This window comes from Streptomyces sp. SN-593, assembly GCF_016756395.1.
In the GTDB taxonomy this organism is placed as follows: Bacteria; Actinomycetota; Actinomycetes; order Streptomycetales; family Streptomycetaceae; genus Actinacidiphila; species Actinacidiphila reveromycinica.
Map to the genome: position 1 here is coordinate 1377415 of NZ_AP018365.1, position 14363 is coordinate 1391777.

The window sequence follows — 14363 nt, forward strand, 5'->3', positions numbered from 1 at the left end:
GATGGCACGGGACGTGATCGTCGTCGGCGCCGGCCCGGTCGGGCTGATGGCGGCCGGCGAACTGCGCCTGGGCGGCGCCGACGTGGTCGTCCACGAGCGGCTGTCGTCTCCGGCCCGGGAGTCGCGCGGCGCCAGCCTGACCCGGCGGGCGGTCGAGAGCTTCGACCAGCGGGGGCTGCTCGGTGAACTCGGCGCGACCGAGCCCGCCGACGCCCACTTCGGCGGCGTGCCGATCGACCTGGGCCTGCTGGAGGAGAACCACTACGGCGCCAGGGGCGTCCCGCAGTACCGCACCGAGCGGATGCTTCAGGAGTGGGTGACCCGGCTCGGGGTGCCGATCCTGCGCGGCCACGAGGTGACCGGGCTGCGCGAGACGCCGGACGGCGTGACCGTGGCCTTCGAGGGACCGGACGGCCCCGGCGAGGACACCGCCGCCTACCTGGTCGGCTGCGACGGGGGCCGCAGCACCGTACGCCGGCTGCTCGGCGTCGGCTTCCCCGGCCCCGAGCCCACCCGCGGCTTCTTCACCGCCGACGTCACCGGGATCGAGACCCGGCGCCGGCGCATCGGCGAGAACCTGCCGGACGGCAGCATGATCATGGCCATGGACCTGGAGAGCGGCGTCACCCGGGTCGTCGTCTACGAACGGGGCACACCGCCGAAGGACCGGGACGCGCTCACCTTCACCGATCTGGCGGACGCCTGGCAGCGGTTGACCGGCGAGTCCATCCACCACGGGGAGTGCCGCTGGATCAGTTGCTTCACCGACGCCTCCCGGGTGGCCGCCGAGTACCGGCGCGGCCGGGTGTTCCTGGCCGGCGACGCCACGCACGTCCAACCCCCGGCCATGGCACAGGGGTTGAGCGTCGGCGTGCAGGACGCGGTGAACCTCGGCTGGAAGCTGGCGGCGGTCGTCGCCGGCCACGCGCCCGAGGAGCTGCTCGACACCTACCACGCCGAACGCCACCCCATCGGGGCGCAGTTGGCGCGCAACGCCCGGGCCGCGATCGAACTGCGGCTCACCGGGCAGGAGATGCAGCCGGTGCGCGAGGTGCTGGGCGAACTGGTGGCCCAGGAGGGCGCGGCCGCCCACATGGCCGGCGTCCTGAGCGGGCTGGGCATCCGCTACGACGTCGGCCCCGGCGACCACCCCCTGCTCGGCACGCGCATGCCCCCCGACCAGGAGATCGACCGCCCCGACGGCACCCGCGTCCGCGTCGCCGACCTGCTGCACACGGCCCGCGGCCTGCTCCTCGTCACCGACGACGCCAAGGCCGCCACCGCGGCCGAGGGCTGGACCGACCGCGTCGACGTCGTCACCGGCGCCTGGCACCGGCCCCTCCGTCCCGCCCTCGACGCCGCCCCTGACGCCGTCCTCGTGCGCCCCGACGGGTACGTCGCCTGGACCTCGCCCGGCACCGCGCACGACCTCACCGACGCCCTCACCCGCTGGTTCGGCGCCACCCGCACCACCACCCGGCTGGGCTGAGCGGCCCGCCCCGGTGGCGTCGCGCCGCCGGGGCCCGGCCCGCCCCCGCCCGTCCGGCGGGCACCGGCCGTCCGTCACGGCGACCACCAACCCCCCAGGAGGCACACGTGACACGCGGAGCGACCGTCTGGTTCACGGGTCTGCCGAGCGCCGGCAAGACCACCCTCGCGTACGCGCTGGCCGAGCGGCTGCGCGGCGGGGACCGCCGCGTCGAGGTGCTCGACGGCGACGAGATCCGCGCGTTCCTCTCCAGCGGCCTCGGCTTCACCCGGGCGGACCGGGACACCAACGTCCGGCGGATCGGCTTCGTCGCCGAACTGCTGGCCCGCAACGGCGTCCTGGCCCTGGTGCCGGTGATCGCGCCGTACGCCGACAGCCGGGCGGCGGTCCGCGAGCGGCACGCGGACACCGGCACCCCGTACGTCGAGATCCACGTCGCCGCGCCGGTGGACGTCTGCGCGCGGCGCGACGTCAAGGGGCTCTACGCCCGCCAGGCCGCCGGCGAGATCACGGGCCTGACCGGTGTGGACGACCCGTACGAGGAGCCCGCCGCGCCCGATCTGCGCATCGCGTCCCAGCACCGGACCGTGCCGGAGTCCGTGGCGTCGGCGCTGGCCCTGCTGACCGAAAGGGGACTCGCATGAACCCGCCCCGCACCGGGGTACCGGGCAACGGACAGGACGCGGGCCGGGAGTTCGCGCTCACGCACCTGGACGCGCTGGAGTCGGAGGCGGTGCACATCTTCCGCGAGGTCGCGGGCGAGTTCGAGCGGCCGGTGATCCTCTTCTCCGGTGGCAAGGACTCGATCGTGATGCTGCACCTGGCGCTGAAGGCGTTCACGCCCGCGGCGGTGCCCTTCGCGCTGCTGCACGTGGACACCGGCCACAACTTCCCCGAGGTCCTCGACCACCGCGACCGGGCCGTGGCACGGCACGGGCTGCGGATGCACGTGGCCCTCGTGCAGGACTACATCGACCGCGGGGTGCTCAAGGAGCGCCCGGACGGCCTCCGCAACCCGTTGCAGACCGTGCCGCTCACCGACACCATCCGCGAGCTGCGCTTCGACGCGGTCTTCGGCGGCGGCCGGCGCGACGAGGAGAAGGCCCGCGCCAAGGAGCGGGTCTTCTCGCTGCGCGACGAGTTCTCCCAGTGGGACCCGCGCCGCCAGCGCCCCGAGCTGTGGAACCTCTACAACGGCCGGCACGCCCCCGGCGAGCACGTGCGGGTCTTCCCGCTGTCCAACTGGACCGAGCTGGACGTGTGGCAGTACATCCGGCGGGAGTCCGTGGAACTGCCCGAGATCTACTACTCCCATGAGCGCGAGGTGTTCCTGCGCAACGGCATGTGGCTGACCGCGGGGGGCTGGGGCGGCCCCGCGGAGGGCGAGACCGTGCAGAAGCGGCGGGTGCGCTACCGCACCGTCGGCGACATGTCCTGCACCGGCGCGGTCGACTCCGACGCCGACACCCCCGACAAGGTCGTCGCCGAGATCGCCGTCTCCCGCCTCACCGAGCGCGGTGCCACCCGCGCCGACGACAAGATGTCCGAGGCCGCGATGGAGGACCGCAAACGCGAGGGGTACTTCTAGCCATGACCACAGCCACCGATCCCGCCGCGCCGCCGTCCCCGGCGGGCGGCCCCGCCACCACGCTGCTGCGGTTCGCGACCGCCGGCTCGGTCGACGACGGCAAGTCCACCCTCGTCGGACGCCTGCTGCACGACTCCAAGTCCGTGCTCACCGACCAGCTCGAAGCCGTGGAACGCGCCTCCCAGGTCCGCGGCCAGCAGGCACCCGACCTCGCCCTGCTCACCGACGGCCTGCGCGCCGAACGCGAACAGGGCATCACCATCGACGTCGCCTACCGCTACTTCGCCACCGCCCGCCGCCGCTTCATCCTCGCCGACACCCCCGGCCACGTGCAGTACACCCGCAACATGGTCACCGGCGCCTCCACCGCCGAACTCGCCGTCGTCCTCGTCGACGCCCGCAACGGCGTCCTGGAGCAGACCCGCCGGCACGCCGCGATCGCCGCCCTGCTGCGCGTCCCGCACGTGGTCCTCGCCGTCAACAAGATGGACCTGACCGGCTACGAGGAGCCGGTCTTCACCGCCATCGCCGAGGAGTTCGGCGCCTACGCGCGGCGGCTCGGCGTCCCGCGGGTGACCGCCATCCCGATCTCCGCGCTGGTCGGGGACAACGTGGTGGAGCCCTCGGCGCACATGCACTGGTACCACGGGCCCACCGTCCTGGAGCACCTGGAGACGGTGGCCGTCTGCCACGACCCGGTGCCCGGCCCGGCCCGGCTGCCGGTGCAGTACGTCATCCGGCCGCGGACCGCCGAGCACCCCGACTACCGCGGCTACGCCGGCCAGATCGCCTCCGGCTCCTTCCGCGTCGGCGACGAGGTCACCGTGCTGCCCTCCGGCCGCACCTCGCGGATCAACGGGATCGACCTGCTCGGCGAGCCCGTACCGGCCGCGTGGGCGCCGCAGTCGGTGACGCTGCTGCTCGCCGACGGCCTCGACGTCTCCCGCGGCGACCTGATCGCCCCGACCGCCCACGCGCCCGCCACCAGCCAGGACGTGACGGCGACGGTCTGCCACGTGGCCGACCGGCCGCTCACCGTCGGACAGCGGGTCCTGCTCAAGCACGGCACCCGCACCGTCAAGGCGGTCGTGCGGGACATCCCCTCCCGGCTCACCCTGGACGACCTGTCCGCGCACCCGGCGCCCGGCCGGCTGGTGGCCAACGACATCGGCCGGGTCAGCATCCGCACCGCCGAGCCCCTGCCGCTCGACTCCTACGGCGCGTCGCGGCGCACCGGCTCGTTCATCCTGCTCGACCCCCACGACGGCGCCACCCTGACCGCCTGCATGACCGGTCCGACGGGGGTGGACACCCGTCAACCGACTCTCGACCGCGGCTAGAGATCCCGCTGCGACGCTCGTCGGGGACGGCGACAGGAAGGAGCCACGGCGGATGGCTGACAACGGCGGGCGGGCTACGGTGATCGCGGACGGCCGCGCGCCGACGGGGGCGGGTCACGGTGGACCGCCGGTCGGCGCCGGGCGCCGCGGGAACGTCGTGGGGCTGGCCCCGGCCGGCCCACGGGGGGCCGCGGCGCGGGCCGACAGACCGCGGGCCGACGGACCGCGGACGGCCGCGGCGCGCGCCGACGGACCGCGGAGCGCCGATACGGGCGACCTCGACCTGCGGGCCGTCGAGCGCCTCCCGGCGCAGCGGCTGCCGGTGCGGGCGCTGTCGCCCGAACTGCGGCTCCGCCGGGGCGGGGTGGACACCGCGCACGTCCAACTGCTCGCCGACGTCTCGGGCCACGCGCCGCTGCCGCCCATCCTGGTGCGCAGGAACGGCTGGGGCGTCATCGACGGCCTGCACCGGCTGGAGGCCGCCAAGCTCCGCGGCGACCGGGACATCGCCGCGCGCTTCGTCGAGTGCTCGGACGCCGAGGCGCTGGTCCTGGCCATGCGGGCGAACAGCGCGCACGGCCTGCCCCTGTCGCGGGCGGACCGGCTCGCCGGCGCCGAACGCGTCCTGACCGCGCACCCCGACTGGTCCGACCGCGCCATCGCCGGCATCAGCGGGCTGAGCGGGAAGACCGTCGCGGCCCTGCGCGGGCGGACGGCCGGCGAGGCGGCCGCCGACGGCAAGCGCCTCGGGGCGGACGGACGGCTGCGCTCGGTGGTGTCCGGGGAGGGCCGGCGGCGCGCCGCGGCCTACCTCCAGGCCCACCCGGACGCCACACTCCGGGAGGTCGCCCGGGAGACCGACGTGTCCGTGGGCACGGTCCACGACGTCAGGACCCGGCTGCGGCGCGGGATCAGCCCGGAGCGCGACGGGGGCCGGGGACCGTCCGGGAGCCGGCCGGCCGGCGGTCCGGCGGGCCCGCACCCGGGTGCGGACGGCGCCGGGGCGGGCGACGGGACCGGGGAGGGGGACGGCGCGGCGGACGCCGCTCGCACCGGCGGGGCCGCACCCGGCGTGCACGCCGTGCCCGACCCGGACGGGGCACCCGGTACGGACGGCGCCCAGGCGCGCTGCCGCAGCCACCCGGACATGCCGCTGGCCTGGGCGGCGGTGTCGGCCAAGGTGGCCAACGACCCCTGCGTCCGCTACACCGAGGGGGGCAAGGAGTTCCTCCAGTGGATGGCCCTGCACGCGTCGGACCCGGACCGCTGGCAGGAGCTGATCGGCGCGGTGCCGGCCCACTGGCTCGGGGTGATCGCGCCGATCGCCGAGAGCATCAGCAAGGAGTGGGGCCAGTTCGCCGAGCGGCTCAGGAGCCGGCAGGAAGCGGTGTGAGGGGCGTGCCGGCCGCGACGCCGGCCCGAGCGCTCCGACGACGACGGCGGGGCCCAGGGCGCCGCCAACCGAAAGGGGAATCCCACACGATGACGCTCCCCCCGCAGCACAGCGGTGCGACGGCGGTCCCGTCCGCGCTCGACGCGTTCCTCACCCGGCCGCACACGGCCGTGCTGACCACGCTGCGACCGGACGGCTCCCCCCACCTGGCACCGGTGCGGTTCACCTGGGACCCGCGGGCGCGGCTGGTCCGCGTCCTGACGGTGCGCACCACCCGCAAGGTCAGGAACGTGCTCGCCACGCCCGGCGCCCGGGTCGGGCTGTGCCAGGTGGACGGCTTCCGCTGGGTCACCCTGGAGGGGACCGCCCGGGTCCTCGACGCCCCGGAGCGCATCGCCGAGGGGGCCCGCCGCTACGCCGAGCGCTACTGGTCGGCCCCGCCCAGCCCGCCGGGGCGGGTGGTCGTCGAGATCGCGGTGGACCGGGTGTCGAGCCTGAACTGCTGAGCCCCGGAGCACCCGGCACCAACCGCCCCGGGCGCCCACCGCCGCTTCCACCGCCGCCCTCACCGCCGCCCCCACTGCTGCCCCCACCGCCGGGCCCCGGCCGCCGCCTCGCGACGGTCGGGGCCCGGTCCCCGTCGTCCGGTCACCCGGCGGGCGGGACGGGGCTGCCCTGCCGCCAGACCAGGTCGAACGACAGGCGGGTGAGCTTCCAGCCGGCCGGGGTGCGGCGCGCCCGTCCGGCCACCGACGTGCCGGTGACGAAGAGCGCGGCGTGCTCGTCGCCGGGGCGGTGGACGTGCGTGGAGACGAGGTTGGCGCCGAACTCCGCCTCGTCGCCCGCGCACTCCACCACCGCCGGTGAATTCAGGTGCTGGGTGCGGGCGAATTTCTCCAGCGAGTGGCGGTGCCATTCCGCGAGTCCCACGATTCCCTCGTAGGTGGCCATCGGAAAGGAGACGACGGCGTCCGCGGTGAACAGGCCGCGCGCCCATGCGTCGTCCAGTCCCCCGCTGTCGAGTGCCAGCAGGTACCGGTTCAGCAGACCGCTCACCGTGGCGGCGTCATCCGTCTCCGGCGCGGTTTTCTCTACGTGAGTGGAGGTCATGCCCAAGAATCGCCCCGGGCCGCCCGCTCGACCAAGCCCGCCTGCAAAGATCTGACATTGACGGAGAAACTCTGTACTGGCGTGCAGAAGACCTGTCCTGAACTCCCTTTACCGCCCGCTCCGGCGCTGTCCATACTCGTGGGACATCAACCAGAAAAGGGCGGATGGGCGACGATGGACAATTATGACGCGGACGTGATCATCGTGGGCGCCGGTCCCACGGGACTCATGCTCGCCGGCGAACTCGGCCTGCACGGAGTTTCCGTGACCGTTCTCGACCGGCTCGCCGAACCGATGCGGCAGTCGCGCGCGCTCGGGTTCTCCGCGCGCACCATCGAGGAGTTCGGGCAGCGCGGACTGCTGTCCCGGCTCGGCGACGTGGACGTGATCCCGGTCGGGCACTTCGGCGGCGTCCCGCTGGACTACCGGGTGCTCAGCGGCGGTTCCTACGGCGCGCGGGGCATCCCGCAGTCGCGGACCGAGGCGATGCTCGCCGGCTGGGCGGCCGAGAAGGGCGCCAGGACCCTCCGGTCGGTCGAGGTCACCGGCGTGGCCCAGGACGGCGACGGGGTCACGGTCAGCGCGTCCGGCGTCGACGGCGGCACGCTGCGCGCCCGGTACGTCATCGGCTGCGACGGCGCCCGCAGCACCGTGCGCAGGGCCGCCGGCATCGACTTCCCCGGCACCGGGCCCACGGTCGAGCTGCGCTTCGCCGACGTCTCCGGCGTCCGGCTGCGGCCCCGGTTCTCCGGCGAGCGGGTGCCCGGGGGCATGGTCATGGTGCTGCCGCTCGGCCCCGACCGCTGCCGCATCATCTACTACGACCGCGACGAGCCGCTGCGCGCGGGCACGGAGCCCATCACCTTCGACGAGGTCGCCGCCGCCTTCCTGAAGCTGTCGGGCGAGGACATCCACGCGGCCACCCCGTCGTGGGTCAGCTCGACCACCGACGTCAGCCGGCAGGCGGCCGCCTACCGCAGCGGGCGGGTGTTCGTGGCGGGCGACGCCGCGCACGTCCACCTGCCGATCGGCGCCCAGGGCATGAGCGCGGGCGTCCAGGACGCGGTGAACCTCGGCTGGAAGCTGGCACTCGTCCTGGCCGGGCAGGCCCCGGACGCGCTGCTGGACACCTACCACGCGGAGCGGCACCCGGTCGGTGCCCGCATCCTCACCAACACCCTGGCCCAGCGCACCCTCTACCTCGGCGGCGACGAGGTCACGCCGCTGACCGACGTGTTCGCCGAGCTGGCCCGGTACGAACCGGTGCAGCGCCGCCTCGTCGGCATGGTCACCGGCCTCGACATCCGGCACGACGTGGGGCCGGGCGCGCATCCGCTGCTCGGCCGGCGGATGGAGGACGGCGAGCTGACCGCCGACGGGCGGCCGACCCGCGTGCACGCGTTGCTGCACGCCGGCCGGGGCGTCCTGCTCGACCTCGGCGGCGACGGCGCCCTGCCGGACGCCGCCAAGCCGTGGGCCGACCGCGTCGACACCGTACGGGTCGGACACGGCGAGAACCTGCCCGAGGTCGACGCGATCCTGCTGCGGCCCGACGGCTACGTCGCCTGGATCGCGCCCGACCAGGGCGGAAACACCCTGTCCGAAGCACTGGAGCGCTGGTTCGGCCCCGCCGGCTGAGGCCGGCCGACCGCGCAGTCCGCATCCACTCCTCCCAGGAAGTGACCACGCCATGCCTCGAATCTCCCCCGCCGACGACTACCTGACCGTTCTGAACCTGTTCACCACCGACCAGCCGGACAAGCAGGAGACGCTGCTCCAGGAGATGGGGAAGATCGTCAACGCCGCGGCCTACGAGGGCTGGATCTCCTCCACGGTGCACGCCGGGCAGGAGAGCCCCGGCACCGCCAACTTCATCCAGTGGCGCAGCGGCGAGGACCTGGAGAAGCGGTACGCGGGCGAGGAGTTCCAGCACCGCACCATGCCGGTCTTCCAGGAGATCACCACCTCGATCCGGCTGTTGCAGTGCCAGATCGTGTACACCCACCGGCACCCGTCGCAGGGCGACACGACCGAGATCTCGCCGCAACGCGACGACTACACCGTGATCGAGATCTTCAAGGTCGCCGAGGGCGACCGCGACGAGCTGGTCACGGAGCTGGGCGAGGGCCGCGGCTGGCTCGCCGACGTGCCCGGCTACCGGTCGCACAGCGTCTTCAAGGGGCTGCGCGCCCGCTTCCTCGACGGCCCCTTCGCCGTCATCTACTCGCAGTGGGCCGGCAAGGACGCGTACGACGCCCACCGCGCGCAGCCGGAGTCGGAGAAGTCCGAGGCGCGGCTGAAGTCCGAGGCCCGTGTCGAGGCGCTGAAGACCGGGAGCGACTGGAACGGCTACCGCGTGGTGCACACGCGCGCGGCCGGCGAGTAGCAGCACCGCCCCGCCGGGTCCGGTCCGTCCGGGCCGGACCCGGCGGACCGGGCCCCCGCGCGGGGCCACCCTTCCGCAACGCCCGAGGCCCACCGCAAGGAGCGAGGTATGCACAGCACGCTGATCGTGGCCCGGATGGCCATCGAGTCCAGCCGCGACGTCGCGCGGCTGTTCGGCGAGTTCGACGACACGGACATGCCCCACCGGATGGGGACCAGGCGCAGGCAGCTCTTCTCCTACCGCGGCCTGTACTTCCACCTCCAGGACTTCGCCGCGGACGACGGCGGCTCGCGGATCCAGGAGGCGAAGGACGACCCGCGCTTCGTCGGGATCAGCGCGGACCTGAAGCCCTTCATCGAGGCGTACGACCCGGCGACCTGGCGCTCCCCCGCCGACGCCATGGCCACGCGCTTCTACCACTGGGAGGCCGGCGCATGACGGAGCGTCGGGTCGTCATCACCGGCCTGGAGGTCCTCGCCCCGGGGGGCCTGGGCCGGGAGGGCTTCTGGCGGCTCATCAGCGAGGGACGCACCGCCACCCGCGGCATCACCTTCTTCGATCCGTCGCCCTTCCGTTCCCGGGTGGCGGCCGAGGCCGACTTCTGCGGGCTGGACCACGGGCTCAGTCCGCAGGAGGTGCGGCGGATGGACCGGGCGGCGCAGTTCGCGGTGGTCACCGCGCGCAGCGCGGTCGCGGACAGCGGCGCCGAACTGGCCGCGCTCGCACCGCACCGGATCGGCGTGGTCGTGGGCAGCGCGGTGGGCGCCACCATGGGACTCGACGAGGAGTACCGCGTGGTGAGCGACGGCGGCCGGCTGGACCTGGTCGACCACCGCTACGCCGTCCCGCACCTGTACGACTACCTGGCGCCCAGCTCCTTCGCCGCCGAGGTGGCGTGGGCGGTGGGCGCCGAGGGGCCGGCCACGGTGGTCTCCACCGGCTGCACCTCCGGCATCGACGCCGTCGGCTACGGCGTGGAGCTGGTCCGCGAGGGCACCGTCGACGTCATGGTCGCCGGCGCCGCGGACGCCCCGATCTCGCCGATCACGATGGCGTGCTTCGACGCGATCAAGGCGACCACACCGCGGTACGACGACCCCGAGCACGCCTCGCGGCCCTTCGACGGCACCCGCAACGGCTTCGTGCTCGGCGAGGGCTCCGCCTTCTTCGTACTGGAGGAGTGGGAGCACGCGGTGCGGCGCGGCGCGCACGTCTACGCCGAGATCGCCGGCTACGCCACCCGGTCCAACGCCTACCACATGACCGGACTGCGGCGGGACGGCGCGGAGATGGCCGAGGCCATCCGGGTCGCGCTGGCCGAGGCCAGGACCAACCCCGAGGACATCGACTACGTCAACGCCCACGGCTCCGGCACCCGGCAGAACGACCGGCACGAGACCGCCGCGTTCAAGAAGAGCCTCGGCTCGCACGCCTACCGCACCCCCGTCAGCTCGATCAAGTCGATGGTGGGGCACTCGCTGGGCGCCATCGGCTCCATCGAGATCGCCGCGTGCGCCCTGGCGATGCAGCACGACGTGGTGCCGCCCACCGCCAACCTGCACACCCCCGACCCCGAGTGCGACCTGGACTACGTGCCGCTGACGGCACGCGAGCAGCCGGTCGGCTCGGTGCTGACGGTGGGCAGCGGCTTCGGCGGATTCCAGAGCGCCATGGTGCTCACCACCGCGCGAAGGAGCACCGTATGACCTCGGTCGTGGTCACCGGCATGGGCGTCGCCGCCCCCAACGGGCTGGGTGCCGCGGACTACTGGGCGGCCACCCGCGGCGGGAAGAGCGGCATCGGCCGCATCACCCGGTTCGACCCCTCCGGCTATCCGGCTCAGCTCGCCGGGGAGATCCCCGGGTTCGAGGCCGCCGACCACCTGCCCGGCCGGCTGCTGCCGCAGACCGACCGGGTCACCCGGCTGTCGCTGGCGGCGGCGGACTGGGCGCTGGCGGACGCCGGCGTGGACCCGGCGTCGTTCGACCCGCTGGACATGGGGGTCGTCACCGCCAGCCACGCGGGCGGCTTCGAGTTCGGCCAGGGCGAGCTGCGCAAACTGTGGTCCCAGGGCAGCCAGTTCGTCTCCGCCTACCAGTCCTTCGCCTGGTTCTACGCGGTCAACAGCGGCCAGATCTCCATCCGGAACGGGATGAAGGGGCCCAGCGGCGTGGTGGTGAGCGACCAGGCCGGCGGCCTGGACGCGCTGGCGCAGGCCAGGCGGCTGGTCCGCAAGGGCACCCCGCTGGTGGTGAGCGGCGCGATCGAGGCGTCGCTGTGCCCCTGGGGCTGGGTGGCCCAGCTCTCGGGCGGGCGGATGGCCACCGACGACGAACCGGCCCGGGCCTACACGCCGTTCGACCGGGACGCGCACGGCTACGTGCCCGGCGAGGGCGGGGCGATCCTGATCCTGGAGTCCGCCGCCGCTGCCCGCGCGCGCGGCGCCCGGGTGTACGGCGAGATCGCCGGACACGGCACGACCTTCGACCCGCCGCCCGGCAGCGGGCGCGGCTCCACCCTGGGCACCGCGATCCGCATCGCGCTGGACGACGCGGGGGCCGCCCCCTCCGACGTCGACGTGGTCTTCGCCGACGGGGCGGGTGTGCCCGAACTCGACCGCGTGGAGGCCGAGACGATCAGCGGAGTCTTCGGGTCCGGCGGGGTCCCGGTCACCGTGCCCAAGACGATGACCGGCCGCCTGTACTCGGGCGCGGCGCCGCTGGACGTCGCCTGCGCGCTGCTGGCGATGCGGGCGGGGGTCATCCCGCCCACCGTCCACGTCGACCCGTGCCCGGAGTACGACCTGGACCTGGTGCTGCACCAGCCGCGCGCGGCGGTGCTGCGCACCGCCCTGGTGGTGGCCCGCGGCCACGGCGGGTTCAACTCCGCGATGGTCGTGCGCGCCGCCGCCTGACGGCCCGGCGGACGGACGAAGCGCGCGCCGGCGGCCGGGCACCGCGCCGTGCCGCCGGCCGCACCCCGAGACGAAGGAGACAGACCCATGACGGACAGCCGATTCACCTTCGACGACCTCAAGCACATCCTCCTCAAGGCCGCCGGCGCCGAGGAGGGCCTCGACCTCGACGAGGACATCCTCGACACCACCTTCGAGGACCTGGGCTACGAGTCCCTCGCCCTGCTGGAGACCGGCGGCTGCATCGAGCGCGAGTACGGCATCGCGCTCGACGACGAGGCCCTGACCGACTCCCTGACGCCCCGCGAACTGATCTCCACCGTCAACGAGTTGCTGGCCGCCGGCCGCGCGGCCTGAGAGGACACCCCGCCATGTCACAGTCCACCTCCCGCGTCGCGCTCGTCTCGGGCGCCACCAGCGGCATCGGCCTGGCGACCGCCCGGCTGCTGGCCGCCCAGGGCCACCGGGTCCTCCTCGGCGCGCGGACCGGCTCCGACCTCGACACCACCGTGAAGTCGCTTCGCGCCGACGGCTTCGAGGCCGCCGGGCAGGTGCTCGACGTCCGCGACGGCGCGTCGGTCACCGCGTTCGTACGGGCCGCGGTCGAGACGTACGGCCGGGTCGACGTCCTGGTCAACAACGCCGGCCGGTCCGGCGGCGGCGTCACCGCCGACATCGCCGACGACCTGTGGAACGACGTCATCGACACCAACCTCAACAGCGTCTTCCGGATGACCCGGGCGGTGCTCACCGACGGCGGCATGCGGGAGCGCTCGCACGGCCGGATCATCAACGTCGCCTCCACCGCGGGCAAGCAGGGCGTGGTGCTCGGCGCGCCGTACTCCGCCTCCAAGCACGGCGTCGTCGGCTTCACCAAGGCGCTCGGCAACGAGCTGGCGCCGACCGGGATCACCGTGAACGCGGTCTGCCCCGGCTACGTCGAGACGCCGATGGCGCAGCGCGTCCGCCAGGGCTACGCCGCCGCCTGGTCGACCAGCGAGGAGGCGGTCCTGGAGAAGTTCCAGGCCAAGATCCCGCTCGGCCGCTACTCGACCCCCGAGGAGGTCGCGGGCCTGATCGGCTACCTGGCCTCCGACACCGCCGCCTCCATCACCTCGCAGGCGCTGAACGTCTGCGGCGGGCTCGGCAACTTCTGACCGTCCCGCAGCGGACCCGGACCGGACAAGGAGCAGTGCCCATGACGACGCGTGAGGTCGAGCACGGGATCACCATCGCCGCGCCCGCCACCACCATCTACCGGCTGCTGGCGGACGTGCGCCACTGGCCGCAGATCTTCCCGCCCACCATCCACGTCGAGCAGGAGGACACCGGCGCCCGGACCGAGCGCATCCGGATCTGGGCCACCGCGAACGGCGAGGCCAAGAACTGGACCTCGCGCCGCACCCTGGACCCGGACGGCCTGCGCATCGTCTTCCGGCAGGAGGTCAGCACCCCGCCGGTCGCCGCGATGGGCGGCACCTGGATCATCGAGCCGCTGGACGCCGACTCCGCGCGGGTCCGGCTGCTGCACGACTACCGGGCCGTGGACGACGACCCGGACGGCCTGCGGTGGATCGACGCGGCGGTGGACACCAACAGCACCTCGGAGCTGGCCGCGCTGAAGGAGAACGTCGAGCGGGTGCACGCCGCCGAGGCGCAGGACCTGGTCTTCTCGTTCACCGACACCGTGGAGGTCGAGGGCGCCGCCAAGGACGTCTTCGACTTCGTCAACGAGGCGGGCCGCTGGCCCGAACGGCTGCCGCACGTGGCCACCGTGCGCTTCGACGAGCCCTCCCCGGGGCTCCAGACCTTGGAGATGGACACCCGCGCCAAGGACGGCTCGGTGCACACCACCAAGTCCTACCGGGTCGCCTTCGAACCGGACAAGATCGCGTACAAGCAGGTCACGCTGCCCGCCCTGATGACCCTGCACACCGGCGTGTGGACGTTCACCGACACCGGCCGCGGCACCACCGAGGCCGGATCGCAGCACACCGTCTCGATCAACACCGCCAACATCGCGGCGGTCCTGGGCGAGCAGGCCACCGTGGCGGACGCCCGGGCCTACGTGCACGAGGCGCTGAGCACCAACAGCCGCGCCACGCTGGGCCACGCCAAGGACCACGCGGAACGGAAGAGCTGA

At 74.0% G+C, this 14363-nt stretch carries 15 protein-coding genes; 14 read left to right on the top strand and 1 reads right to left on the bottom strand.

Annotated elements, in window-relative coordinates:
• The first annotated feature begins 1 nt into the window (after position 1).
• From RVR_RS05825 to RVR_RS05850, 6 genes are all read left to right on the top strand, one after another.
• Positions 2 to 1489: an FAD-dependent monooxygenase gene (locus RVR_RS05825; protein WP_202238415.1), complete on the top strand. Its 1488-nt coding sequence runs from the start codon at positions 2 to 4 to the stop codon at positions 1487 to 1489.
• A 107-nt stretch (positions 1490 to 1596) separates the two neighbouring features.
• On the top strand, positions 1597 to 2133 hold the full coding sequence (cysC, locus tag RVR_RS05830; protein ID WP_202232819.1) for an adenylyl-sulfate kinase: 537 nt from the start codon (positions 1597 to 1599) through the stop codon (positions 2131 to 2133).
• Entirely contained in the window at positions 2130 to 3077 is a 948-nt protein-coding gene (gene cysD / locus RVR_RS05835) for a sulfate adenylyltransferase subunit CysD (RefSeq protein ID WP_202232820.1), read from the top strand. Before cysC ends, cysD begins: the two co-directional genes overlap by 4 nt.
• Before the next feature lie 2 nt (positions 3078 to 3079).
• Positions 3080 to 4417 carry a sulfate adenylyltransferase subunit 1 gene (locus RVR_RS05840; RefSeq protein WP_202232821.1) on the top strand — a complete coding sequence of 446 codons (1338 nt, stop codon included), beginning with the start codon at positions 3080 to 3082 and terminating at the stop codon, positions 4415 to 4417.
• Between the two features lie 52 nt (positions 4418 to 4469).
• Complete coding sequence (locus RVR_RS05845; protein ID WP_202232822.1) at positions 4470 to 5810, top strand: ParB N-terminal domain-containing protein; 1341 nt, start codon at positions 4470 to 4472, stop codon at positions 5808 to 5810.
• A gap of 89 nt (positions 5811 to 5899) precedes the next feature.
• On the top strand, positions 5900 to 6316 hold the full coding sequence (locus tag RVR_RS05850) for a pyridoxamine 5'-phosphate oxidase family protein (protein WP_202232823.1): 417 nt from the start codon (positions 5900 to 5902) through the stop codon (positions 6314 to 6316).
• A 142-nt stretch (positions 6317 to 6458) separates the two neighbouring features.
• Here the strand turns inward: RVR_RS05850 and RVR_RS05855 are convergent, their stop codons facing one another.
• Positions 6459 to 6920 carry a nuclear transport factor 2 family protein gene (locus RVR_RS05855; protein ID WP_202232824.1) on the bottom strand — a complete coding sequence of 154 codons (462 nt, stop codon included), beginning with the start codon at positions 6918 to 6920 and terminating at the stop codon, positions 6459 to 6461.
• A gap of 174 nt (positions 6921 to 7094) precedes the next feature.
• Between RVR_RS05855 and RVR_RS05860 the strand changes: the two genes are divergently transcribed.
• From RVR_RS05860 to RVR_RS05895, 8 genes are all read left to right on the top strand, one after another.
• A complete protein-coding gene (locus RVR_RS05860) occupies positions 7095 to 8558 on the top strand; it encodes an FAD-dependent monooxygenase (RefSeq protein WP_202232825.1) in 1464 nt (487 codons plus the stop codon).
• Between the two features lie 52 nt (positions 8559 to 8610).
• Entirely contained in the window at positions 8611 to 9306 is a 696-nt protein-coding gene (locus RVR_RS05865; RefSeq protein WP_202232826.1) for an antibiotic biosynthesis monooxygenase family protein, read from the top strand.
• 108 nt (positions 9307 to 9414) lie between these two features.
• Positions 9415 to 9744, top strand: a complete 330-nt coding sequence (locus tag RVR_RS05870; protein WP_202232827.1) for a TcmI family type II polyketide cyclase — start codon at positions 9415 to 9417, stop codon at positions 9742 to 9744.
• On the top strand, positions 9741 to 11012 hold the full coding sequence (locus RVR_RS05875; RefSeq protein WP_202232828.1) for a beta-ketoacyl-[acyl-carrier-protein] synthase family protein: 1272 nt from the start codon (positions 9741 to 9743) through the stop codon (positions 11010 to 11012). Before RVR_RS05870 ends, RVR_RS05875 begins: the two co-directional genes overlap by 4 nt.
• The gene (locus RVR_RS05880; RefSeq protein ID WP_202232829.1) at positions 11009 to 12220 is read left to right on the top strand and encodes a ketosynthase chain-length factor; all 1212 of its coding nucleotides are present in this window, start codon (positions 11009 to 11011) and stop codon (positions 12218 to 12220) included. Before RVR_RS05875 ends, RVR_RS05880 begins: the two co-directional genes overlap by 4 nt.
• An 87-nt stretch (positions 12221 to 12307) precedes the next feature.
• Positions 12308 to 12577 (top strand): acyl carrier protein, encoded by a 270-nt coding sequence (locus RVR_RS05885; RefSeq protein WP_202232830.1) that lies wholly within the window; start codon positions 12308 to 12310, stop codon positions 12575 to 12577.
• 14 nt (positions 12578 to 12591) lie between these two features.
• Positions 12592 to 13377, top strand: a complete 786-nt coding sequence (fabG, locus tag RVR_RS05890) for a 3-oxoacyl-ACP reductase FabG (RefSeq protein ID WP_202232831.1) — start codon at positions 12592 to 12594, stop codon at positions 13375 to 13377.
• A 41-nt stretch (positions 13378 to 13418) separates the two neighbouring features.
• On the top strand, positions 13419 to 14363 hold the full coding sequence (locus RVR_RS05895) for an aromatase/cyclase (protein WP_202232832.1): 945 nt from the start codon (positions 13419 to 13421) through the stop codon (positions 14361 to 14363).